A 22,622-nucleotide genomic window follows, 5' to 3' on the forward strand; every position below is an offset into this window, starting at 1 on the left:
CGCTGCTAGCAAAATGGATTAGCAATATACCTAAGTAGCGATCTAGATGGCATTATTTACTATGTTTAAATTTATGGGCCATTGGCGACCAAACTAAGGCACAAATTAGCCCAGCAACTACTCCGATAAGATGTGATTCTGTCGCAACCCTAGCATTGATTAAACTTGAAATTCCATCACTAGCGCCAAAATATTGCTCAAAGGCAACTTTAGCTATGACCCCAAGTAACAAGAAGTAACCTGATAATAATCCCTTTTTAATATCCATAATTGCACCAAAAGTGAATAAGCCATGAAGTAAACCGCTTAAACCGACATAGGCTTTTAAGGAGGGATAAAACAGAAAAAGACCAATACCTTCTAATAAGCAAAGACTAATAAATAACAGGATTAATTTACCAGTATGATTTTTATAATGTAATTCATGCAGAAAAATAATCACCCAAAAACCGGCTAAATTCATCGCTAAGTGCCAGCCATTAGTATGTAATAAGTTGCCTGTCACTAAACGCCATAGCTCCCCATGCTCTATAGCATCATATTGATAATTAAGTAATTCATTTGTGTGTATAATTGCTAGGTTAGGTAAAGCCAAAGCAAACAAGGCAATGCAAATTATGCTGATCACGAATGTAAAGTGATAAGGTTTAACCGTAGAGTCTTGATGTCTGGCCATTGAATACCTCAGTTAATCGGTTTTGTTAGTTTACTTGGACATTTTATCATTGAGTGATTGCATTACTTTTTGTTGGTTTTGTAAGTAATCATCAAGACCACGTTGTCGAAGTAAACAAGATGGGCAATCACCGCAACCATCTCCGATTATACCGTTATAGCAGGTTAACGTTTGTTGCCTTACTAATTCTAATTGTTGATATTTATCGGCAAGAGCCCAAGTTTCCGCTTTATTGAGCCACATTAATGGGGTCGCTATGTTAAAAGGCTTATCCATACCTAAAGATAAACTAGTTTGCATAGACTGAATAAATTCATTACGACAATCTGGGTAACCTGAAAAGTCGGTTTCACACACGCCGGTGATAACGGTATGACAGCCCAGTTGATAGGCATATATACCGGCCAGTGTTAAAAATAAAATGTTTCTTCCGGGTACAAAGGTGTTAGGTAGTCCATTATTCATCAGTTCGTGCGAAACTGGAATTGAATCACGGGTTAATGCTGAAATTGCTAACTCGTTTAATAGTGTAGTATCGAGTACTTTATGACTAGCAAGCTTCAATGAAGCAGCAAGATCTTTTGCCACTTCAATTTCTTGTCGATGACGTTGGCCATAATCAAAAGTAATGCCATGAACTTCATCATATTCAGCAAGCGCTTGAATAAGACAAGTTGTTGAGTCTTGGCCGCCACTGAATACGACTAACGCTTTTGTTGGTGAAGATATTTCTGACATGAATAACAACCCAGATAGTGATTTATTTAATATGGTATCAAAGACTGATGAACTTTATTGGCCAAATGGCCAACAACTTGCTGTAAAAACAACAGTAAAAGATCAACAGTTCTAGTGAATTATACTGATTTTATCTTAGTCATAGCGTCAATAGCAAAGCGAATGGCATTTTAGTCATGCTATGGTTGATCCTGAACTCAAAATACACTATAAATGCCGCCCCATTTTAAAGTTAGGTGTCACATGAAATATCCAGTCAATGAAGTATTTGAAACTATCCAAGGTGAAGGCTCATTTACCGGTGTGCCAGCATTATTTGTGCGTCTGCAAGGTTGTCCAGTTGGCTGTTCATGGTGCGATACCAAACAAACATGGGATGTTTTAATAGAAAACAAAGTCACACCTGAACAAGTCATTGCTGTTGATGGCACAATTGGGCGCTGGGCTGATCATGACGGTTTAAGTTTAATTGCAGCATTTAAAGATAAAGGTTTTACTGCAAATCATGTAGTGATCACCGGTGGAGAACCGTGTCTTTATGATTTGAGTGAAATCACCGAGCAACTTATTAATGCTGGTTTTAGTGTGCAAATAGAAACCTCGGGGACCTTCGAAGTACTCTGTCATGAAAAGGTATGGGTAACAGTATCACCCAAGGTTAACATGAAAGGTGGTTATGCTATTTTAAATCAAGCATTAAATCGCGCGAATGAAATTAAACATCCTATTGCCACCCAAAAACATATTGATGAATTAGACACCTTAATAACAGGTATTGATATCAGCAATAAAACCATTTGCTTACAGCCAATCAGCCAAAAGCCACGCGCTACCGAGCTGGCGATGAAAACTTGTATTGCACGCAATTGGCGACTGTCAATTCAAACCCATAAATATTTAAATATTGATTAACAAGCTAAAGGGGCTAACACACCTGTTTGGTTAAATCCTTGTAACTGTGTTTCAAATTCTTTGAAACAACCAATATTGGCTTGTATCCATTGTGGGTTGTAGTAAGTATCTAAATAGCGTTCACCTGCATCACAAATCAAGGTCACAATTGAACCAGTTTGACCTTGTTGTTGCATTTGAGTAGCTAATGTTAGTGCGCCATATAAATTAGTACCCGTTGAGGCACCCGTTTTACGGCCTATAAGGGTTTCTAGCCATTGTATTGTGGCAATAGATGCGGCATCAGGTACCTTTTGCATTTTGTCGACAACGCCCGCGATAAAAGACGGTTCAACACGCGGTCGACCAATCCCCTCAATTTTACTGCCATTTGAGCTAGTTATTGATTTATCACCATGAACAAAATAATCATAAAAAACTGAATTTTCAGGATCGACCACACATAGCTTGCTGCTGAGTTGCTGATAACGTATGTATCGGCCGATCGTCGCTGATGTGCCTCCTGTTCCTGGACTCATAATAATCCAAGTAGGAATAGGGTGGGGTTCATGTTGCATCTGAATAAAAATTGAATCGGCAATATTATTATTGCCACGCCAATCTGTTGCACGCTCTGCATAAGTAAATTGATCCATATAATGACCATTTAATGCTTTTGCAAGTTTTTCTGATTCAGCATAAATCTGGCTGCTTTGTTCAACAAAGTGGCATTTGCCACCATAAAACTCGATTTGTTGTATTTTCTTTTTCGCTGTCGACTTTGGCATAACAGCAATAAATGGCAAGCCGATTAAACGAGCAAAATAAGCTTCAGATACGGCCGTGCTGCCAGATGATGACTCAATAATAGGCGTGTCTTGATTTATCCAACCATTACACAATGCATACAAAAATAAAGAACGTGCTAAGCGATGCTTTAAACTTCCAGTCGGGTGAGTGCTTTCATCTTTTAAATAAATATCTATGCCATGAAGCTTTGGTAAATCAAGCTTTATTAAATGCGTATCAGCAGAGCGCTGATAATCAGCATTGATTTTAGAAATGGCTTGGTTGACCCAATTTGTTGTCATCAGTCATTCTCAAAGGCTGTTAATCAAGCTTATGATAATGAAAAATTGCCAACAAACAAAGGTATGGATAAACCAGAAAAATATAAATTTTGGTATTAAACGAAAATAAATGGATACGTAATTGGAATGAAGCTAAAAATGAGCAACTAAATCGATTTGAGGATTAGAAATGGTGGAGGGAGAAGGATTCGAACCTTCGAAGGCGGAGCCGTCAGATTTACAGTCTGATCCCTTTGGCCACTCGGGAACCCCTCCACAATATAAGATAAATTGAAGCGAAAGATGGTGGAGGGAGAAGGATTCGAACCTTCGAAGGCGGAGCCGTCAGATTTACAGTCTGATCCCTTTGGCCACTCGGGAACCCCTCCACAAATTTCTTTCATTTTATCTTTTTCTAATTTCTACAATTTTGGCCGCTAATTATTTTAAAAAAATAGTTAACAAATTGTAGTGCAAATGGTGGAGGGAGAAGGATTCGAACCTTCGAAGGCGGAGCCGTCAGATTTACAGTCTGATCCCTTTGGCCACTCGGGAACCCCTCCTCAATTGCGGTCGCCATAGTAGTCAGAAACTTATTATATGTAAAGTCAAAATATAAATATTTTAGTAAAGTTTCAGTGCGTTTGGTCGATAAAATAGCATCGTATCATTTTAGTGATGTTTTTCTATGCAAATTGCTTCGCCATTAACCAATGAGCTTCAGTTAGGTAGCCGATTAAACTCGGCTATTGAACATGATCGTCGTGGTGAATTTGGTTTGTTGTTAGCAATGTTATCTGCTGATACGAGAGACATGGCGCAATTTCAATTTGATAAAGATCTAAATGTTGAGCAAAAGTTATACAAAAAATTTGAGTTACCGCAGCAACAAAAATTATGTGATGATTTATCAACAGATATGAAACATATTGATAATTCGACAATATATAGACAGCAGAGTTTACGTCAATTTCAACTTCAGCAATGTTTAACCCCTGAGGCCTTAGTCATAAGAGGCAAGCATAGTGATGAAATTGCCCAAGTTTTAGCGAATGCAAGTTACTTAACTCAACAAAAATATCAAAATGACCTGCAATCAATAACTTTTGAAGAAGATATGCACTTTATCGAACAACTTGAACGACAACGGCAAATCAGCAATACCATGATAAGAATTGAGGCGTAACCCATTTTTGAGATTTAAATCACTTTTTCTGTGACCAAAGCTTAAGTTTGTATCTTTATATTGATCTAATATGGATGAGTATTATCCTTACCTGCATTACTTGATGTAATATTTTTTAATTTTTAGTGTTAACTATTAAATAGGGGCATCCAATGATCGATACTATTAAAAAACAGCAAGATAACGTAAATGATACATGCACCGACTGTGGTAGCTTTGTTGATATTGGTGCGGTAATTGATGAAAATGATAATGTGCTAAATTTAATTTTTAACGGTGAAAATGCTGAAAAAGAAGCGCAACTAGTGGTTGAAAAAGCCAAAAATCGATTTGATAAAGTTGATGCAGTCATTAATAAAAACGATAACAAGGTTGATGTTGTATTAACCTTTTCTGTTACTGTTGAAAAAATGTTGTTTCAAATGGAAAATAGCTTGTAAAACAAGCGTATATGTAATTGTTGTTTCAGCTTGCTGTTTGTTAACTACAAGAGTATCATCTGATTTAAATTTAAAATTAACCCTATGATATTAATAGGGTTATAACATGGCTTAATTTTGAGCACCCATGGTTTGTATTGGTTTAACTGCATGTCGTCAATAACAATAATAAATGCAGCAACAGTACATGATGTCTTTTCGGGATAATAATGGTACAGGAACAATATAAGCACTTTTTAGAATTAATTGTAAATTCTAGTGCTAAACAGCAAGGAAATTTCACCAAAGCTTCTGAACTTGTATGTGAGCTATTACAAGAGAATCTTGATGCTTCTTTTGTTTCTGTGTGGCTTTTTGATCAGCAATTAATTGAGCCTGCTGCTGTTGTTTCAACTAACAATGTATCTCCTCTTACTTACTACTCCAAAAGACTCATCGCTTCCTTTGTTGGTGATAACGATACAATCTATGACGTTGATAATAATGAACGGCAGACCATTATTAAACAGGCTTACTTCGATGAACTTAGGCATCATCGCTATGTACTTACTGATGAGGTAACACCTGACTGTCAGCTAATAAAGTCATACCAGTTTTATAAAAGTCAGCAGGTGGCCAACGTTTTAGATGTTGCCATTCGTATCAATGGTCATATAGAAGGGGTTATTAGTCTTGAATCCACTCATCATTATGATTGGCAACATGATGAAATTCAATTTGTCATACAATGTGCCGATCAACTTGCGCTGACATTAGCAACACGTTATTCCTATGATAAAACTGAACAAATCAATCTTTTAAGAAATGCTGTAGAGCAGTCTGACAGAGTCGTCATGCTGGTCAATACCGATACCTTAAAAGTTGACTATGTCAATTTTGCACATCAGAAAATGACCGGCTTACTACGAAGCAACATTGAACATCATAGTGTGTTAAACCTTGATATTTTTCGTAATAAACCCAAAATTTTAGACAATATTCTAGCCTCCATTGCGAATAATGAAACCGTTGAAGGTGATGTTGAGTTAACCCGCAAAGATGGTAGTCGTTACTGGTTGCATTATCATGTCATTGGCTTCACGACTGATCTAGGAAACCGTTATGCTCTAGTGTCGAGTTATGATAATTCTGCTGAATATCAACATAAAGCAGACTTAGAAAGGTTGGCATGGCACTGTAGCTTAACAGGTTTGCATAATCGCTCATTTTTTATGTCTCGTTTAGACAAGGCAACTACTGGCGTATTGCTTCTTATCGATTTACTAGGTTTTAAACGATTTAATGATACCAATGGTCATTCCCAAGGTGATTCACTATTAATTGAGGTTGCTAGGCGGTTAAAGCATTTTGCCGCAAATCAACAAGCGTTAGCAGTATCAAGAATTGGCAGCGATGAATTTTGTTTGCTATTACCTAAAAATGAAAATACATCAGAAGCACACAATCAACTGGATGAGTTAATCAAAAAATTAATGACCAACCTAGCTGCACCGATTTTAATTGGTCGAGAAAAAGTTGATATAAAAACTGCAATAGCAGTCGTAGATATAGAGTCGATAATTGGTCAATTTTCTCCACTTTCCTGTGCGGATATTGCCTTGCAACATGCAAAGCATAAATCAGTAGAACAATATCAATTTTTTAATCAAGATTTACTGGCCCAATTTCAAAGTAATGCTGAAATTGAACGTGATTTGCAGTTAGCAATTAAAGGTCGTCAATTCGAACTTTATTATCAACCATTAATGGATTTACAAAGTCATAAATGTATTGGTGCAGAAGCGTTGATCCGCTGGAATCATCCTAAAAAAGGTGTTCTCTATCCCGGTGCATTCATAGAAATAGCTGAAAAATCTGGCATGATCAATTCAATTGGTCATTGGGTGTTAGAGACTGCTTGTAAACAATTAAACCTATGGCAACACAAAAATGTGAATATTGCGATGCATGTTAATGTTGCAGCAAGACAGTTTTTCAGTGGTGATTTGTTCGAACGAGTATGGGATTTATTAAATCGATATCGTATTAAACCTGGAAGCCTAATTCTTGAAATCACTGAAACAGAATTAATGGGAGATATTCGTTATGCTACCATTTTATGCCAAGAGCTTGTTGAACTTGGCGTTGGTATTGCTATTGATGATTTCGGCACGGGTTATAGTTCGATGAAGTATCTCAAACAGTTTCCTATCACTAAGCTAAAAATTGACCGTTCATTCATCATGGATATCGACTCAAGTAAAGAAAGTAGAGAAATAGTCAGCGCGATCATTGCTATGGCAAAAGCGTTAAATATTTCATTAACGGCAGAAGGGGTTGAAACTGCCGCACAAGAGCAGTTTTTAGAAGCGTGTGCATGTGATCATGCTCAAGGCTATTTATACAGCCCCGCTATTAGAGTAAATGAATTTAACGATCGTATTATTACTCATTACGGAACAACAACCCATTAAAACAGGTTATTTTTTAAGCAACATTGTTTAAATTTCTTGCCACTTTGGCAAATACAGGCATCATTCCGACCGGGGAGTTTCGCTACCATCTGCTCACCATTGGTGTAATACCATTGGCCATCTTGTTTTACAAAGTAAGACTTTTCATAGATAACATCAACTTTTGCATCTAGTTTATACCATGCTTTAAAAGTAACGCTGGCTTGTATACAGCCATCAAATTGATGTATTGAATGGGTAATTCGACTTTGATGCTCTATCACATCCAGTCCAAGCCAAACTATGTTCTGATTTGATAAATCAGCTTTGCTGAGACCATTTAAAAAATCTTTGTGGTGGGTGGCAATCAAATAATCATATTGTTTTAATGCAAAAGCACTATAACGTGAGCGCATCAATACCTCAGCCGTTGGCGCAACCGCATGGTGATTGTGAAAACGACTACAACAATCATGATAAGCAAGTTGACTATTACAAGGACAAACTAATTGTTGATTGATCATAAAGGGCTTTAGTTAACAATTTTAAGTTTTGATTATAAAGATTATTGCGCTGGTTTTTGAGAGTATTGTTTACCGTAATACAAATTTGCTATTGGTGTCGCATTATAATAAAACTTTGGTATCGATCGCGTGTTTGAATCAACACTTATTTTCCATTCACCTTGAGTGTTTTTACGCGAAACCATTACAAATTTTCCTGCAAACTCACTCATTGGCTCGCCGGACTCTTCACCTGGATGAAATCGCATTAGATAATAGCCAATATCAGTAGCTTGTCCATCTGTGTATTGACGAACCTGTAAACGAAAGTCAACTTCAATTTTTGCATTTTTGAGCTTAATCTTGTTGAAGAACGTCGCGTATAAATCAATAATGGGATTTTTACCCAGCACGATTTCTTTATCTTGGGTTTCTGAAATATAGGTTGCGTCATTCATGTAGATATCATCAATGACAGATATATCCAAAATAGTAAAGCTATTAGATAGTTTATGGTAAATATCATTAATTGCTTTGTTATCGTTAGCAGGCACAACTTCACTACTTGCATTGCTAGAAAATGACACCGTTAGCGTTAATACACTAACAGCAACGAGCAGCAGAAAATTTTTAAACACATTCATTAAAACGCTTATCTCGCAAGTAAATAACGTTTGACAGTATAGCGTGTACTATAAATTATTCTTCACAGCAACCATAGTACAGAATCATTACAAAGTGTGTAGGAGGTTAGAATGCATTTAAATGAAACTGAGTTGTTTTTTCAGGAAATGGCAGATGTGACTCCCTTAAAGACAGATAGCAGAACTCAGCGCGAGCACTATTCAATTGAATATAAACCAACTGCCGGTCAGGTTGCCAAACAAGCCGCTTTGAACGAACATGAGTTATTACAAATATTGTCTATTGAGCCACATGTATTTAACCAAAAGGCTCCTGATGAGATTGTTTTTCATCGCCATGATGGAATGCAAGAAGCCGTATTCAAACACCTTCGTTTAGGTAAATATGACATTAAAACGATATTGGATGTCCACCAATATAGCCTGTATCAAGCTAGACACAGTATTATCAATTGTATTTTAGGTGCTTACGAACGTGGTGAGCGTAATATACTGATTATTCATGGTAAAGGGTTTCACAGCAAACCCTACGCAGGCTTAATGAAAAGTGCAGTTTGTGACTGGTTAACACGCATAGAACAGGTGGCGGCTTTTCATAGTGCAACACCTGAACAAGGGGGAAGCGGGGCATTATTTGTCATGCTAAAAAAGTCTCAGCAAAAGCGAATTGAGAACAGTGAGCTAAATCGTAAAGGTCATGGTTTTAGATAACTGTTAACCATTGATAGAAAAGCTAAATTCATGTTTGACTTTGTTCATCATATTCATCCTTCAATTATTTCCTTCCAAAATTTGTGCATCGCTGATTTCTTGCTTACTCGGTTTTAGTGCATTAAAAAACACTATCTCCGAGTCACTATTGTCTGTTGATGATAATAATTGGTGCTGTGGGTTAGGGCCATTGGTTTATCGACAAATACACTGCTATTCACAATGACAATTTATACAGATGTTTTAAAGGTAGATTGCCAAAAGATTTATATATTTGAGACTGGCCGTTCAGGTCATACAAGTGAAGTTTGTTGATCGCTAAATGGCTAAGATAATGTCAATTACTCAATGTTTTGGCGGGCTAGTGTTATGTTAATTAGCTCAAATTTAAATTGACATCTGTTCGCTCAATGATTAATTTAAACGGGTGTTTAAATTAATCATGGATCAAAAAATGGCAAGCCGTAATGATACAAAAACCAGAATTCTTGATGCAGCAGAGAAGTTATTTGCTGAAAGAGGATTTTCAGAAACATCGTTGCGATTAATTACCAGTAAGGCTGAAGTGAATTTGGCTTCGGTCAATTATCATTTTGGATCTAAAAAAGAATTAATCAGAGCGGTGTTAGCAAGATACTTAGATGTTTTTATGCCGGCTGCATCAAATGAAATACAACGTCTACATATTGCACCACATCAAGCTTCCTTAGATGATATTTTTTCATCTTTAATCAAACCATTACTTGATCTAAATAAGGTTAGAGCAGGTGGTACAATCATATTTTTACAATTATTGGGTCGTGGTTATATTGAAAGCCAAGGTCATTTACGCTGGTTTATCACAACCCATTATGGGGCATATTTAACCACATTTGTGCAGGCTGTTTCAGCAAGTGCCCCTCATATTCCTCCCGTTGAAATGTTTTGGCGATTGCATTTCACCTTGGGAACCATTGTATTCACCATGGCATCTGCTGATGCGTTAAACGAAATTGCAGCGGCTGACTATGGAGAACACAACAATATTGAAGCAATCCTTAGAAAAGTCATCCCCTATATGGCAGCAGGTGTTGCTGTGCCCGTAAAGTCTAACTAGTTGGAAACATAAGAAGGTTTTAAAATGAGTATTGTTATATTGCTTGTTGTTATCGCAATAATTGCACTGTTTAGTGTGCGTGATTTTAGGATGCAGTTCATAACTCGTCCTACATTTGCATTCTTTAAAAAAGTGCTTCCACCTTTATCCAGTACTGAAAAAGAAGCAATGGAAGCGGGCGATGTTTGGTGGGAAGGGGAGTTATTTCGTGGAAAGCCAGATTGGGATAAATTACACGGCTATGCCAAGCCAGCTCTAACGGCTGATGAGCAAGAATTTTTAGACAATCAAGTGCAAACTGCACTCTCTATGATCGACGATTTTGATATTGTTCATAATCGTAAGGACTTACCTCCTGAGCTCTGGGAATACTTTAAGAAAGAAGGTTTTTTTGCGTTAATTATTCCTAAAAAGTACGGTGGTCGTGAGTTTTCGGCTTATGCTAATTCTACCATTGTAGCTAAAATAGCTACTCGAAGTGTCAGTGCTGCCGTAACGGTAATGGTTCCAAACTCTTTAGGTCCTGGTGAGTTACTGACTCACTATGGTACACAAGAGCAAAAAGATCGTTGGTTACCCTCACTAGCTGTGGGTAAAGATTTACCTTGTTTTGCGTTAACCGGGCCAGAAGCCGGCAGCGATGCAGGTGCAATACCTGATGTAGGTGTTGTTTGTCGTCAAGAATTTGAAGGTGAAGAAACACTCGGGATCAGCTTAACTTGGAATAAGCGCTACATAACCTTAGCTCCTGTGGCTACTGTACTTGGTTTAGCGTTCCAAATGCGCGATCCAGATGGTTTATTAGGTGATACTAAAAATTTAGGCATTACTTGTGCGTTAATACCAACTGATCATCCTGGCGTAGAGATTGGCCGTCGTCATAACCCATTAATGATGGCATTTATGAATGGCACTACCAGTGGCGAAAATGTATTCATTCCACTTGATTGGATTATTGGTGGGCCACAATATGCTGGTAAAGGTTGGAGAATGCTCGTTGAGTGTTTATCAGCTGGCCGTGGTATTTCACTGCCTGCATTAGCTACAGCATCAGGTCACGTTACAACTAAAACCACCACTGCTTATAGTTATGTTCGTCAGCAGTTTGGTATGCCAATAGGTCATTTTGAAGGTGTTCAAGAGGCTCTGGCACGTATTATTGCCAATACATACCAATTAGAAGCTGCGCGCCGCTTAACCACAACAGGTATTGATGCTCAGGTAAAACCTTCTGTCGTCACTGCTATCGCTAAATATCACATGACCGAATTAGGTCGTGATGTTTTAGAAGATGCAATGGATATTCAATCTGGCAAAGGCATACAATTAGGGCCTAAAAATTATTTAGGCCATGCGTTTATGGCCAACCCAATTTCTATTACTGTTGAAGGCGCTAATATTCTTACACGCTCGTTGATGATTTTTGGTCAAGGTGCCACTCGCTGTCATCCCTATGTATTAGCAGAGATGGAAGCGGCTGGCATGGAAGATGAGACCGCTGCACTAGATCGTTTTGATCATCTGTTATTAGGTCATATTGGCTATGCAACCCGTAATGCGTTGAGTGCTTTTGGTAATGCATTAACAGCTAGCCAATTAGTTGCTTCTCCAGTAAGTGGTCCAACGAAAAAATACTATCGTGATATGACACGTATTTCATCTGCACTTGCTATCATGACAGACTTATCTATGTTGATTATGGGTGGTGATCTTAAGCGTAAAGAAATGATTTCTGCGCGTATGGGGGATGTTCTTAGCCAACTTTACTTAGCGTCAGCTACGCTGAAGTTTTACGAAGATAATGGCCGTCAACATGACGATTTGGCAACCGTCGAATATGTATTGACAGAACGTCTACATTTTGCAGCTAAAGCACTAGAAGATGCGATTCGTAACTTCCCAAGTAAAATTGCTGGTGTACTGTTACGCGTACTCATTTTCCCATTAGGTAATCATTTTAATGCACCAAGTGACAAAGCTGCTGTGGGACTTGTCACTGCAATGCTTAAACCGAGTGCGGCGCGTGATCGCATTACCTTTTTATGTGGTGAGTTTGACGGTGATAAGAGTGGTATTGCTGAAGTCGAAAGCGCATTTTTAGCTAAGTATGCCGCTAAAGATTTATTCAAAAAATTGAAAAAAGCACAGCGAAGTGGGCATTTAAAGTCAAAACTGCCTATGGTTGAATTATTTAGCCAAGCATTAGCTAAACAAATAATTACCGAAGATGAATACCAACAATTGCTTGATGTAGATAACAAACGTCTTGCGGCAATTAACGTAAACGATTTCGACAAGCTGTAACTCAATAATGTTGATTGTCTAAACGCCGACTCTGTCGGCGTTTTTTTTTTGCCCAGTGTGAAACTGGTTAATTGAATATGTTCTGCTAACGTTAAAGGTACCTGGTAAATGATTTGACTTTTGTGAGTCTGATTTTACGAATATTGAGTTTAAGGACATGCGATGCGATGTTTGCTGTTTTTCCTCATATTGATATTCAATACTCCTTCTGTAGCAATTGAATCGACTGATAGAAATATCATTGCTGATAAAGTGTTACCTGTTGCTTTACAATGGCTTGCAGTGGTTGATGCGCAGCTTTATGAGCAAAGCTGGCATCAGACTTCAGCATATTTCCGCTCTCAAGTTAATCTGCTTGATTGGCGAGACTCACTTATTGCCGTTAGAAAACCTTTAGGCGCAGTTGGTTCTAGACACATTAATTCGGTCAAAACTTTTAATCGCATCGAAGGCGGTCCTGATGGTCATTATTTGGTATTTATCATTGATACTGATTTTGACAATCAACCTGCGCTACAGGAAATCATAACCCTAGTGAGAATCGATAACCAATATCAGGTGATTGGTTATTTTATTGAGTAAGACGATTGATAAGCGATAAAAAAAACGCCAATCACATGATTGGCGTTTAGTTATTAATTAACATTTTGCTTTGAAAGCTAGCTTGGCTAAAAGATAATTACGCCACAACTAACACCTTACAAGTGTTGGTGCCGCCAATTGTTTCCATTGCATCGCCTTTAGTCATTAATACCATGTCACCACTAGATAAATAACCTGCAGCAACCATAGTATTTAATGCTTCTCTTGCTAACTCATCAGCACTATAAGCGGTTGAGTCAAAGAAGATTGGTTGAACACCACGATACATTGCCATTCTAGCTAATGTTTTCTCATGACGCGATAGGGCAAAAATAGGTAATGAAGAACTGATACGAGACATAACTTTAGCGGTTGCGCCTGATTCAGTTAGCGAAAGAATCGCTTTTACACCTTCTAAATGGTTAGCCGCATACATAGTAGACAGGGCAATTGTTTCTTCAATTGAAGTGAAGCTTTGCTCTAAACGGTGCTTTGACACTTTAACACTAGGGTGTGATTCTGCGCCCATACATACGTTAGACATAGCTTTAACGGTTTCTTCTGGGAAATCACCTGCAGCCGTTTCAGCCGAAAGCATAACGGCATCAGTTCCATCTAACACTGCGTTGGCAACGTCCATGACTTCTGCTCGAGTTGGCATTGGGCTTGAAATCATCGACTCCATCATTTGAGTGGCAGTGATGACTGCTTTGTTTAATTGGCGAGAACGTTGAATTAAACTTTTTTGAACTGCCACTAAAGCAGCGTCACCGATTTCTACACCTAAGTCACCACGAGCAACCATAACAACATCAGATGCTTTAATAACATCATCCATTGCTTCATCAGTTTCAACGGCTTCAGCGCGCTCAACTTTGGCAACAATTAAGGCGTTGCTACCGGCTTCAACAGCAAGCTTACGGGCTAAATCTAAATCAGCGCCAGTACGAGGAAATGATACTGCGAGGTAATCAACATTAATTAATGCAGCTGTTTTAATGTCCGCCATATCTTTTTCAGTTAAAGCCGGAGCTGTCAATCCGCCGCCTTTTTTGTTAATACCTTTATTGTTTGATAACGGACCCGCCACTGTGACTGTGGTAAACACTTTGGCGCCATCAACTTTTTCAACTCTTAACTGAACACGACCATCGTCTAACATTAAGATGTCGCCAATCTTGACATCGTTTGGTAATTCTTTGTAATCGATACCTACTTGAGTCTCATCGCCTTCACCTTTAGCAAGGTTAGCGTCAAGAATATAGGTATCACCTAAATTAAGGTGGATTTTTTTGTTGTCTTTAAAAGTAGAGATACGAATTTTAGGTCCTTGTAAGTCCCCTAAAATTGCAACGTGCTTACCTAGCTCTTTAGCAATTGCACGGACTTCATTGGCGCGTTTTTGGTGGTCTTCTGGTGAACCATGAGAAAAGTTCATGCGAACAACGTTAGCACCTGCTTTAATAATTTTACGTAAATTATCATCGCGATCAGTTGCTGGTCCTAAAGTTGTTACGATTTTAGTTCTGCGGAACATAAGAAACTCCGTTAAATAAATGAAAGATTAAAATTGGTTATTAAAAGTACTCTTTACGATTGTCGTCTATTGGTACTAAAAATTATGAATCTATATTAACAGACATTCAGACGAAATGTAGTAAAATTACGAATAAAGAGAACCGTTTTCCTGTTATTTTTTTGTGACAGAGAAAACAGTTTTACAATAAAAAAGGCTAACAGACGCAAGCCTTTTAGCCTTTATTAAATATTAGCCTATTTTTATCAATAAACTTTGAAATCATTAATTGTCGTTACTCACATTCAAATAACGAACAAAATATAGGCCCGTCTGTCTATATAGTTAAATCCTTATTGACGCGAGATTCTTTTAATACTTCTTTTACTCGTTTTAGATTGTCACGGAATCGTGGCCCACGGCGTAAAGTAAAACCCGTTGCAAGTACGTCAACCGTGACTAATTGGGCTAAACGAGATGCCATAGGTAAGTATAAATCAGTATCTTCGGGCACTTCCATTGTTACAGGTAAGGTACACTCGAGCGAAAGTGGTGAGTTACGGGCTGTGATCCCAATTACTGCAGCTCCGTTTTCGCGGGCAATGCGAGCAATTTCGATTAGTGATTTTGTTCTACCTGTATGGGAGATGAGTACCACAACATCGCCTTCATTACAGTTAATGCAGCTCATACGTTGCATTAATACATCATCAAAACAAATGACCGGCACGTTAAAGCGGAAAAACTTATTTTGAGCATCATGGGCAACCGATGCAGATGCTCCTAAACCGAAAAATGAAATAGTTTTGGCCTGTGTGAGAATGTCGACAGCTTTGTTGATTGCGGCAGTATCAAGACTTTGGCGAGCAGTATCTAATGAAGCCATTGAAGATTCGAATATTTTTGTAGTATAGGAATCTGGTGAATCATCTTCTTCGACGTGGCGGCTAACATAAGGCGTACCATTTGCAAGACTTTGTGCTAAATGTAACTTAAAATCTGGAAAGCCTTTCGTATCTAATCTACGGCAAAAGCGGTTAACAGTTGGTTCGCTGACATCTGCCATTTTTGCTAAGGTTGCAATACTGGAATGAATGGCTGTTTGCGGTGAAGCTAATATGACTTCAGCTACTTTACGTTCCGATTTACTAAAAAGTGCGAGGTTCTTTTGGACCTTTTCAAGTGTATTCATGTGTATGTATCCGCAAATGGGCTAATTTAATGAGACATCGAATATTTTAATTTTCGGAGGTAATTAAGTTATTTTTTTACCTCTGAAAGTTAACTGTAGTAAAGTTTCAGTGCGTTTGATGGCTATAAAAGTATCATTTATAGTCAATTAGTAGACAAAATCATAGCAGATAACGTATCAAAATGGCTAGTTGATAAACAAGAGATAAATTGCAAAATATAGATGCAATAATGCAATTCTGTTGTTATATTACAACAAATGTGTGTTTTTATTCATCGGCAGCTTGCCGTCTTAAAACACAAAATAATAAGGAGAGCTGTTAGCAATGGGTAAATCAACAAGTGCGAAGGCGTGTGATTTCGTTTTGTTTGGGACTAAAGGAGACCTCGCAAGACGTAAACTATTACCTTCTCTATACCAACTAGATAAAGCCGAGTTATTGGATAAAGACACTAAGGTGATAGGTGTCGCAAAAGACGCCTTCACTCGAGATGAATTCATTCAATTAGTGACCAAAGCATTAAATACCTTTGTAAAGGATGAAATTTGTCCTGTAACACTTGAGCGATTTTTATCGCGTTGTCATTACATTGGGACTAACTTCACAGAGCCTGAGGGTTATCAAGCATTTCATGACCTGTTAGAGCCTGCAAAGCGTGTGATGGTAAACTACTTCGCAACACCCCCTTCAATTTTTGGTGCCATTTGTCGCTGTTTACATGAACAAAACCTAATTCATTCAGATACGCGGGTCGTTTTAGAAAAGCCTATTGGCACTAGCCTTGAATCTTCTCATGTCATCAATAATCAAGTCGCAGAATTCTTTAATGAAAACCAAGTGTATCGTATCGATCACTACCTTGGTAAAGAAACCGTACAAAACCTAATCGCATTACGTTTTGCTAACTCTTTATTTGCTTCAAAATGGGATAATCGCACGATTGACCATGTACAAATCACTGTTGCTGAAGAAGTCGGAATTGAAGGGCGCTGGGGTTACTTTGATGGTGCAGGGCAAATGCGCGACATGATCCAAAACCATTTATTACAAGTGTTAACACTTGTGGCAATGGACCCACCAGTAAACCTAGATGCGGACAGTATCCGTGATGAAAAAGTAAAAGTACTTAAATCATTACGTCCAATCACGCCTGATAATGTTTATGAAAACACGGTTCGTGGTCAATATAGTGCAGGTTTCCTAAAAGGCTCACCAGTTCCTGGCTATCTTGAAGAAGAAGGCGCTAATACCAAGTCAAACACGGAAACGTTCGTTGCTTTACGTGTGGATATCGATAACTGGCGTTGGGCTGGTGTGCCATTCTATTTACGTAGTGGTAAACGTATGCCGTTCAAGAGCAGTGAAATTGTGGTTTATTTCAAAAACCCACCACATAATTTGTATCGTTCTAGCTACCGTAATTTACCACCTAATAAGTTGACCATTCGATTACAGCCTCATGAAGGGGTGGAAATCCAAATGATGAACAAGGTGCCAGGTTTGGAGCAAAAGCAACGTCTGCAAACGACTAAACTTGATTTAAGCTTTACTGATACGTTCAAAAATGAACGTATTGCTGATGCTTATGAGCGATTGCTTCTTGAAGCCATGTTAGGTAATCAAGCCTTATTCGTTCGTCGTGACGAAGTAGAACAAGCATGGACTTGGGTTGATGGGATCATTCAGTCTTGGGAACAAACTGGCGAACGTCCAAAATCTTATCCTGCGGGTACTTGGGGACCAGTTGCATCAGTTGCCTTGATCACCAAAGATGGCCGTTCTTGGGACGAGTAAGGGTAGTTATATGATTAAAGAATCAGTTTTCAAATCATTCGAAATTCCAGCAGATTTAGAAGCCAAATTGGCTGATAAAATTGCCATTGAGTTACAAGATGCTATAGACAAGCGCGGTAAAGCAAGCTTGGTGGTCTCTGGAGGTTCAACTCCGTTGAAACTTTTTAATTTACTTAGCACTAAAGGCATAGATTGGAGTGATGTATATATCACTTTAGCTGATGAGCGCTGGGTTGAGCCTGATGAAAAAGATTCAAATGAACGACTAGTCCGTGAACATTTATTACAAAATCGTGCTGCAAATGCCAAGTTTCGTGGTTTAAAAAATATGTATGCTACTCCAGAACTTGGTGCGGCAATGGCAGGGGACTCATTGGCTAATTTTCCACGGCCATTTGATGTGGTGGTGTTAGGAATGGGAACCGATGGTCATACATGCTCTTGGTTTCCTTGTAGCCAAGAATTACAGCATGCGCTTTCAACAACAGATGTTTGCGCAGCGGTCAATCCAACGACAGCACCTCATGCTCGGATCACCCTATCTAGAGATGCAATTTTAAATAGCCGCCAAATCTATTTACATCTTGTGGGTGAATCAAAATTAACCGTTTATCGTCAAGCACTTGAAAATGACGATGTAACCCAAATGCCTATCAGAGCAGTATTAGCGCAGCGTAAAACGCCCGTTGATGTGTTCTATAGCGCATAAAGGAGTCGTAACATGCACTCAGTAGTTCAGTCGGTAACCGAACGTATTATCGAACGCAGTAAAAACTCACGCAAAGCCTATTTACAGGCCTTAAATGATGCAAAAGCGAAAGGCGTACATCGTAGTGCCTTAAGCTGTGGCAATTTAGCCCATGGATTTGCTGCTTGTAAACCTGCGGAAAAAGATTCATTACGCCAGTTTACGAAAGCGAATATCGGTATTGTCACTTCATTTAACGATATGCTTTCTGCACATCAACCTTATGAAACTTACCCTACGTTGCTAAAACAAGCATGCGAAGAGGTAGGCAGTGTTGCCCAAGTTGCAGCGGGTGTACCTGCAATGTGTGATGGGGTAACTCAAGGTCAACCTGGCATGGAGCTTAGTTTGCTTAGCCGTGAAGTCATTGCAATGTCAACGGCGGTCGGGTTATCTCACAATATGTTCGACGGTGCTTTACTTCTAGGGATTTGCGACAAAATTGTACCTGGTTTATTGATTGGCGCATTAAGTTTTGGACATTTGCCAATGCTTTTTGTACCGGCTGGCCCAATGAAATCAGGCATTCCAAATAAAGAAAAAGCGCGTGTTCGTCAAAAGTTTGCTCAAGGGCTGGTTGGGCGTGATGAGTTATTGGCTGCAGAGTCAGCGTCATACCACAGCGCTGGTACTTGTACCTTCTATGGTACGGCAAATTCGAATCAGTTAATGTTAGAAGTGATGGGGTTACAATTGCCTGGTTCATCATTTGTTAATCCTGACGACCCATTACGTGAAGCCTTAAACAAAATGGCGGCTAAACAGGTTTGTCGCTTAACTGAAATGGGCACCCAATATACCCCAATTGGCGAAGTCGTATGCGAAAAGTCAGTGGTTAACGGCATTGTCGCTTTATTAGCAACTGGCGGTTCTACCAATCTGACAATGCATATTGTGGCTGCAGCACGTGCTGCGGGTATCATTGTCAATTGGGATGATTTCTCAGATCTTTCTGATGCAACACCTTTATTAGCGCGTGTTTACCCTAATGGTCATGCTGATATCAATCATTTCCATGCTGCAGGTGGAATGGCGCTATTGATTAAAGAATTACTTGATGGCGGTTTGTTACACGAAGATGTTAATACCGTTGCTGGTTTTGGGTTACGTAAATACACCCAAGAACCGAAATTAATTGATGGTGAACTACGTTGGGTTGATGGCATTTCTGAATCGCTAGACAAAGAAGTATTAACCCATCTTGCTACACCATTCCAAAAGAATGGTGGGCTTAAATTACTTAAAGGTAATTTAGGTCGCTCGGTCATCAAAGTGTCAGCGGTACCTGATAAAAACCGAGTTGTTGAAGCTCCTGCTATCGTAATTAACGATCAAAACGAAATTGATGCCCTGTTCAAAGACGGTAAATTAGATCGTGATTGTGTTGTTGTGGTTAAAGGCCAAGGGCCTAAAGCTAACGGCATGCCTGAACTGCATAAACTGACCCCTTTCTTAGGTAGCTTGCAAGATAAAGGCTTTAAAGTCGCCTTGGTGACTGATGGCCGTATGTCGGGTGCATCTGGCAAAGTACCTGCTGCAATTCACTTAACTCCAGAAGCTTTGGATGGTGGGTTAATTGCCAAAGTACAAGACGGAGACATGATCCGTATCAATGCCGAAACGGGTGAATTAAGTTTACTTGTTGATGATTCAATATTAAATGCTCGTGAAAGCAGTATTGTTGATTTGAAGCATTCAAGTTATGGCATGGGACGCGAATTGTTTGGTGCATTACGCAGCAATCTAAGCAGTCCTGAAACTGGTGCAAGAAGTACAAGTGCCATTGACGAAATTTACTAAAAATTAAGGATAAGTAAGAATGTCTGAAAATAACTGGTCACTACAACCACAAGATGTTTTTAAACGCAGCCCGATTGTTCCTGTTATGGTGATCAATAAACTTGAGCATGCAGTACCTTTAGCAAAGGCTTTAGTCGCCGGTGGTATTAGTGTATTAGAAGTTACCCTGCGTACGCCTTGTGCTTTAGAAGCCATTTCACTGATTGCAAAAGAAGTGCCAGAGGCCCTAGTGGGTGCGGGTACTATTTTGAATGAGGCGCAACTTAAACAAGCAATTGATGCCGGTGCGCAATTTATTATCACCCCTGGTGCAACAGTCGATTTATTGAAAGCGGCTAAAAATGGCAATGTGCCTTTAATCCCTGGTGTGGCTAGTATCTCGGAAGTGATGGTAGGCATGGAATTAGGCTATACCCATTTCAAGTTCTTCCCGGCTGAAGCTTCGGGTGGTGTTGATGCGCTTAAGTCTTTCTCAGGTCCGCTATCAGATATTCGTTTTTGTCCTACTGGCGGCATTAGTCCAGCTACTTACAAAAATTACTTAGCATTAAGTAACGTTGATTGTATTGGTGGAAGTTGGATTGCACCAACTGATGCGGTTGATTCAGAAGATTGGGGACGTATTACCCAATTATGTAAAGAAGCATTAAACGGTCTGTAAGCCGGTAAATGTATTGCCTATGTTAAAAACCAGCTGAATAAGCCTGTCTCTTATACACAAATCCCTGCTAAGAAATTAGCAGGGATTTTTTTGAACTAAATCCCTAATTCGAGATCAGATCTCCAAATGATTTGGAGAAATACGATGATTGATAAACACCAACAGTGGGCAGAGCAACAGTTTGGTCAAGTAAATTTAGGTGATCCCAGAAGAACCTCTCGTTTGGTAAAGTTAGCGTCAACCTTAGCTGCTAACCCTGGAAAACCAATTGTGAATATTAGTCAGTCACCTGCCGATATGGAAGGAGCCTATCGGTTCATACGTAATGAAAATATAGAAGCATCCACCATTGCAGAAGCGGGATTTAAGGCCACCGCAACGGGCGCGCAACAACACAATCTGTTACTTGCTTTAGAAGATACCACGAATATCGTTTATAGCCATCGCTCTATTCGTGAGGAATTGGGCCATATTAACCAAGGCAACCGTCATCGTGGTTTGCTTGCTCACAGTATCGTCTTATTTGCACCAGAATCATCTGAAGTCGTTGGCCTTATTGAGCAGCAGCGATGGACACGAGATATAAATACACGAGGCAAACGACGAACTAAGACACCAGTACCTTATTCGGAAAAAGAGAGCTATAAGTGGGAGCGAGCTTCTCGCAACATGGCTAAACGGCTGGGAGATAACCTTGATAAGGTGATATCCGTTTGTGATCGTGAGGCCGACATCTATGATTATTTGCAGTATAAGCTGAACAATCAGCAGCGTTTTGTTGTCCGTTCGATGATGAGTAGACATATAGAAGAAGGTGAGCACAAACTATTTCACTATGCTTCTGAATTAACCAGTGCGGGTCAAAAGAGAATTCATATAGCTCAAAAAGCAGGACGAAAAGCCCGCACAGCAACGTTAGACATTACCTTCTCTGCGGTGACACTTAAAGTACCCTCGAATAAGAAAGGTGGATCATTGCCTGTTTATTATGTGGGTTGCGAGGAAAGAGGTAACTCAGACAGTAACCTAAACTGGCATTTAATCACCAACGAGCCAATACATACAAAAGAAGACGCCCTCAATATTGTCAGTCACTATGAACATCGCTGGCTCGTTGAGGAGTACCACAAAGTCTGGAAAACAGATGGCACCGACATCGAAAGCTCAAGACTGCAAAGTTTAAGTAATGTAGAAAGATTGGTGACTATAAACGCTTTTATAGCCACTCGAATTCTGCAACTAAAATTCGCTCATAGCCATGCAACAAACGTAAGTTGCGAGCAGGTTTTAACACCGAAAGCGTGGAAATTACTGTGGCTTAAACAAATAAAAACGCCACTTCCTGACTCCCCACCAAATATGCACTGGGCTTATGCAGAGTTAGCGAAACTAGGAGGTTGGAAAGATACAAAACGCACGGGGCGTGCGTCTGTAAAGGTATTATGGCAAGGATGGTTTAAGTTACAAACCATCCTTGAGGGCTACGAGTTAGCTAAGTCTCTTGAGTCAAACTTGTGATCAAGAGACAGGCTGAATAAGCTGGTTTTTTTATCGCAAATTTTTACTAAACAACATTTTTAGTAATTAACTCAAGACTAATGAGTCAAAAACACCGATAATTCCAGCTAATTTTACAA

20 protein-coding genes and 3 tRNA genes are annotated in these 22,622 nt (G+C 39.1%); 13 read left to right on the forward strand and 10 right to left on the reverse strand.

Annotation, left to right across the window (positions count from 1 at the left end):
- Positions 1-52: 52 nt before the first annotated feature.
- Both rrtA and queC read right to left on the reverse strand, forming a co-directional pair.
- Positions 53-676: a rhombosortase gene (rrtA, locus tag HBH39_RS08435; RefSeq protein WP_167677341.1), complete on the reverse strand. Its 624-nt coding sequence runs from the start codon at positions 674-676 to the stop codon at positions 53-55.
- A 30-nt stretch (positions 677-706) separates the two neighbouring features.
- The gene (gene queC, locus HBH39_RS08440) at positions 707-1,414 is read right to left on the reverse strand and encodes a 7-cyano-7-deazaguanine synthase QueC (protein ID WP_167677342.1); all 708 of its coding nucleotides are present in this window, start codon (positions 1,412-1,414) and stop codon (positions 707-709) included.
- 243 nt (positions 1,415-1,657) lie between these two features.
- On the opposite strand from queC, the gene queE reads away from it, so the two are divergent.
- Complete coding sequence (gene queE / locus HBH39_RS08445) at positions 1,658-2,326, forward strand: 7-carboxy-7-deazaguanine synthase QueE (protein WP_167677344.1); 669 nt, start codon at positions 1,658-1,660, stop codon at positions 2,324-2,326.
- Here the strand turns inward: queE and HBH39_RS08450 are convergent.
- The 4 genes from HBH39_RS08450 to HBH39_RS08465 form a co-directional block, all read right to left on the reverse strand.
- On the reverse strand, positions 2,323-3,396 hold the full coding sequence (locus tag HBH39_RS08450) for a PLP-dependent cysteine synthase family protein (protein WP_167677346.1): 1,074 nt from the start codon (positions 3,394-3,396) through the stop codon (positions 2,323-2,325). The genes queE and HBH39_RS08450 overlap by 4 nt on opposite strands.
- A gap of 170 nt (positions 3,397-3,566) precedes the next feature.
- A tRNA-Tyr gene (locus tag HBH39_RS08455) sits at positions 3,567-3,651 on the reverse strand.
- Positions 3,652-3,679: 28 nt separating this feature from the next.
- Positions 3,680-3,764 (reverse strand) — tRNA-Tyr (locus HBH39_RS08460).
- Positions 3,765-3,853: 89 nt separating this feature from the next.
- Positions 3,854-3,938, reverse strand: a tRNA-Tyr gene (locus HBH39_RS08465).
- Positions 3,939-4,063: 125 nt separating this feature from the next.
- Here HBH39_RS08465 and HBH39_RS08470 point away from each other — a divergent pair.
- The 3 genes from HBH39_RS08470 to HBH39_RS08480 all read left to right on the forward strand — a co-directional run bounded on the left by HBH39_RS08470 (position 4,064) and on the right by HBH39_RS08480 (position 7,454).
- Complete coding sequence (locus HBH39_RS08470; RefSeq protein ID WP_167677348.1) at positions 4,064-4,561, forward strand: VC2046/SO_2500 family protein; 498 nt, start codon at positions 4,064-4,066, stop codon at positions 4,559-4,561.
- 152 nt (positions 4,562-4,713) lie between these two features.
- Complete coding sequence (locus HBH39_RS08475; protein ID WP_167677350.1) at positions 4,714-5,001, forward strand: DUF406 family protein; 288 nt, start codon at positions 4,714-4,716, stop codon at positions 4,999-5,001.
- A gap of 209 nt (positions 5,002-5,210) precedes the next feature.
- Positions 5,211-7,454, forward strand: coding sequence for a sensor domain-containing phosphodiesterase (locus HBH39_RS08480; RefSeq protein ID WP_167677352.1), 2,244 nt, complete (start codon positions 5,211-5,213; stop codon positions 7,452-7,454).
- Here HBH39_RS08480 and HBH39_RS08485 read toward each other — a convergent pair.
- Complete coding sequence (locus tag HBH39_RS08485) at positions 7,451-7,957, reverse strand: YchJ family protein (protein ID WP_167677354.1); 507 nt, start codon at positions 7,955-7,957, stop codon at positions 7,451-7,453. The genes HBH39_RS08480 and HBH39_RS08485 overlap by 4 nt on opposite strands.
- A gap of 41 nt (positions 7,958-7,998) precedes the next feature.
- A complete protein-coding gene (locus HBH39_RS08490) occupies positions 7,999-8,580 on the reverse strand; it encodes a DUF4440 domain-containing protein (RefSeq protein ID WP_244325764.1) in 582 nt (193 codons plus the stop codon).
- 111 nt (positions 8,581-8,691) lie between these two features.
- On the opposite strand from HBH39_RS08490, the gene smrA reads away from it, so the two are divergent.
- The 4 genes from smrA to HBH39_RS08510 all read left to right on the forward strand — a co-directional run bounded on the left by smrA (position 8,692) and on the right by HBH39_RS08510 (position 13,273).
- Positions 8,692-9,291: a DNA endonuclease SmrA gene (smrA, locus tag HBH39_RS08495; RefSeq protein WP_167677356.1), complete on the forward strand. Its 600-nt coding sequence runs from the start codon at positions 8,692-8,694 to the stop codon at positions 9,289-9,291.
- Positions 9,292-9,745: 454 nt separating this feature from the next.
- Positions 9,746-10,387: a TetR/AcrR family transcriptional regulator gene (locus tag HBH39_RS08500; RefSeq protein WP_167677358.1), complete on the forward strand. Its 642-nt coding sequence runs from the start codon at positions 9,746-9,748 to the stop codon at positions 10,385-10,387.
- 24 nt (positions 10,388-10,411) lie between these two features.
- The gene (locus HBH39_RS08505) at positions 10,412-12,691 is read left to right on the forward strand and encodes an acyl-CoA dehydrogenase (RefSeq protein ID WP_167677360.1); all 2,280 of its coding nucleotides are present in this window, start codon (positions 10,412-10,414) and stop codon (positions 12,689-12,691) included.
- A gap of 162 nt (positions 12,692-12,853) precedes the next feature.
- Positions 12,854-13,273, forward strand: coding sequence for a DUF4019 domain-containing protein (locus HBH39_RS08510; RefSeq protein ID WP_167677362.1), 420 nt, complete (start codon positions 12,854-12,856; stop codon positions 13,271-13,273).
- A gap of 97 nt (positions 13,274-13,370) precedes the next feature.
- Here the strand turns inward: HBH39_RS08510 and pyk are convergent, their stop codons facing one another.
- Together pyk and HBH39_RS08520 are read right to left on the reverse strand one after the other, a co-directional pair.
- The gene (gene pyk / locus HBH39_RS08515; protein WP_167677364.1) at positions 13,371-14,810 is read right to left on the reverse strand and encodes a pyruvate kinase; all 1,440 of its coding nucleotides are present in this window, start codon (positions 14,808-14,810) and stop codon (positions 13,371-13,373) included.
- Between the two features lie 316 nt (positions 14,811-15,126).
- Positions 15,127-15,981 carry a MurR/RpiR family transcriptional regulator gene (locus HBH39_RS08520; protein ID WP_167677366.1) on the reverse strand — a complete coding sequence of 285 codons (855 nt, stop codon included), beginning with the start codon at positions 15,979-15,981 and terminating at the stop codon, positions 15,127-15,129.
- Positions 15,982-16,306: 325 nt separating this feature from the next.
- Here HBH39_RS08520 and zwf point away from each other — a divergent pair, with 325 nt between their 5' ends.
- The 5 genes from zwf to HBH39_RS08545 all read left to right on the forward strand — a co-directional run bounded on the left by zwf (position 16,307) and on the right by HBH39_RS08545 (position 22,503).
- Positions 16,307-17,776, forward strand: coding sequence for a glucose-6-phosphate dehydrogenase (zwf, locus tag HBH39_RS08525; protein WP_167677368.1), 1,470 nt, complete (start codon positions 16,307-16,309; stop codon positions 17,774-17,776).
- 10 nt (positions 17,777-17,786) lie between these two features.
- Positions 17,787-18,485 carry a 6-phosphogluconolactonase gene (gene pgl / locus HBH39_RS08530; RefSeq protein WP_167677370.1) on the forward strand — a complete coding sequence of 233 codons (699 nt, stop codon included), beginning with the start codon at positions 17,787-17,789 and terminating at the stop codon, positions 18,483-18,485.
- A gap of 12 nt (positions 18,486-18,497) precedes the next feature.
- Positions 18,498-20,324, forward strand: a complete 1,827-nt coding sequence (edd, locus tag HBH39_RS08535; RefSeq protein ID WP_167677372.1) for a phosphogluconate dehydratase — start codon at positions 18,498-18,500, stop codon at positions 20,322-20,324.
- A gap of 19 nt (positions 20,325-20,343) precedes the next feature.
- Positions 20,344-20,985, forward strand: coding sequence for a bifunctional 4-hydroxy-2-oxoglutarate aldolase/2-dehydro-3-deoxy-phosphogluconate aldolase (locus tag HBH39_RS08540; protein WP_167677374.1), 642 nt, complete (start codon positions 20,344-20,346; stop codon positions 20,983-20,985).
- A 144-nt stretch (positions 20,986-21,129) separates the two neighbouring features.
- Positions 21,130-22,503, forward strand: a complete 1,374-nt coding sequence (locus tag HBH39_RS08545; RefSeq protein WP_167675638.1) for an IS4 family transposase — start codon at positions 21,130-21,132, stop codon at positions 22,501-22,503.
- The last annotated feature ends 119 nt before the right edge of the window (positions 22,504-22,622 follow it).

The sequence above is a fragment of the Shewanella aestuarii genome, assembly GCF_011765625.1.
Lineage (GTDB): Bacteria > Pseudomonadota > Gammaproteobacteria > Enterobacterales > Shewanellaceae > Shewanella > Shewanella aestuarii_A.

Coding starts and splice junctions, on each gene's coding strand:
- pyk (WP_167677364.1), bottom strand. CDS start 14,810: ATGTTCCGCAGAACTAAAATCGTAACAACTTTAGGACCAGCAACTGAT.
- HBH39_RS08450 (WP_167677346.1), bottom strand. CDS start 3,396: ATGACAACAAATTGGGTCAACCAAGCCATTTCTAAAATCAATGCTGAT.
- HBH39_RS08485 (WP_167677354.1), bottom strand. CDS start 7,957: ATGATCAATCAACAATTAGTTTGTCCTTGTAATAGTCAACTTGCTTAT.
- HBH39_RS08500 (WP_167677358.1), top strand. CDS start 9,746: ATGGCAAGCCGTAATGATACAAAAACCAGAATTCTTGATGCAGCAGAG.
- rrtA (WP_167677341.1), bottom strand. CDS start 676: ATGGCCAGACATCAAGACTCTACGGTTAAACCTTATCACTTTACATTC.
- HBH39_RS08490 (WP_244325764.1), bottom strand. CDS start 8,580: ATGAATGTGTTTAAAAATTTTCTGCTGCTCGTTGCTGTTAGTGTATTA.
- pgl (WP_167677370.1), top strand. CDS start 17,787: ATGATTAAAGAATCAGTTTTCAAATCATTCGAAATTCCAGCAGATTTA.
- HBH39_RS08545 (WP_167675638.1), top strand. CDS start 21,130: ATGATTGATAAACACCAACAGTGGGCAGAGCAACAGTTTGGTCAAGTA.
- smrA (WP_167677356.1), top strand. CDS start 8,692: ATGCATTTAAATGAAACTGAGTTGTTTTTTCAGGAAATGGCAGATGTG.
- HBH39_RS08505 (WP_167677360.1), top strand. CDS start 10,412: ATGAGTATTGTTATATTGCTTGTTGTTATCGCAATAATTGCACTGTTT.
- HBH39_RS08475 (WP_167677350.1), top strand. CDS start 4,714: ATGATCGATACTATTAAAAAACAGCAAGATAACGTAAATGATACATGC.
- HBH39_RS08520 (WP_167677366.1), bottom strand. CDS start 15,981: ATGAATACACTTGAAAAGGTCCAAAAGAACCTCGCACTTTTTAGTAAA.
- HBH39_RS08540 (WP_167677374.1), top strand. CDS start 20,344: ATGTCTGAAAATAACTGGTCACTACAACCACAAGATGTTTTTAAACGC.
- edd (WP_167677372.1), top strand. CDS start 18,498: ATGCACTCAGTAGTTCAGTCGGTAACCGAACGTATTATCGAACGCAGT.
- HBH39_RS08510 (WP_167677362.1), top strand. CDS start 12,854: ATGCGATGTTTGCTGTTTTTCCTCATATTGATATTCAATACTCCTTCT.
- zwf (WP_167677368.1), top strand. CDS start 16,307: ATGGGTAAATCAACAAGTGCGAAGGCGTGTGATTTCGTTTTGTTTGGG.
- HBH39_RS08480 (WP_167677352.1), top strand. CDS start 5,211: ATGGTACAGGAACAATATAAGCACTTTTTAGAATTAATTGTAAATTCT.
- HBH39_RS08470 (WP_167677348.1), top strand. CDS start 4,064: ATGCAAATTGCTTCGCCATTAACCAATGAGCTTCAGTTAGGTAGCCGA.
- queC (WP_167677342.1), bottom strand. CDS start 1,414: ATGTCAGAAATATCTTCACCAACAAAAGCGTTAGTCGTATTCAGTGGC.
- queE (WP_167677344.1), top strand. CDS start 1,658: ATGAAATATCCAGTCAATGAAGTATTTGAAACTATCCAAGGTGAAGGC.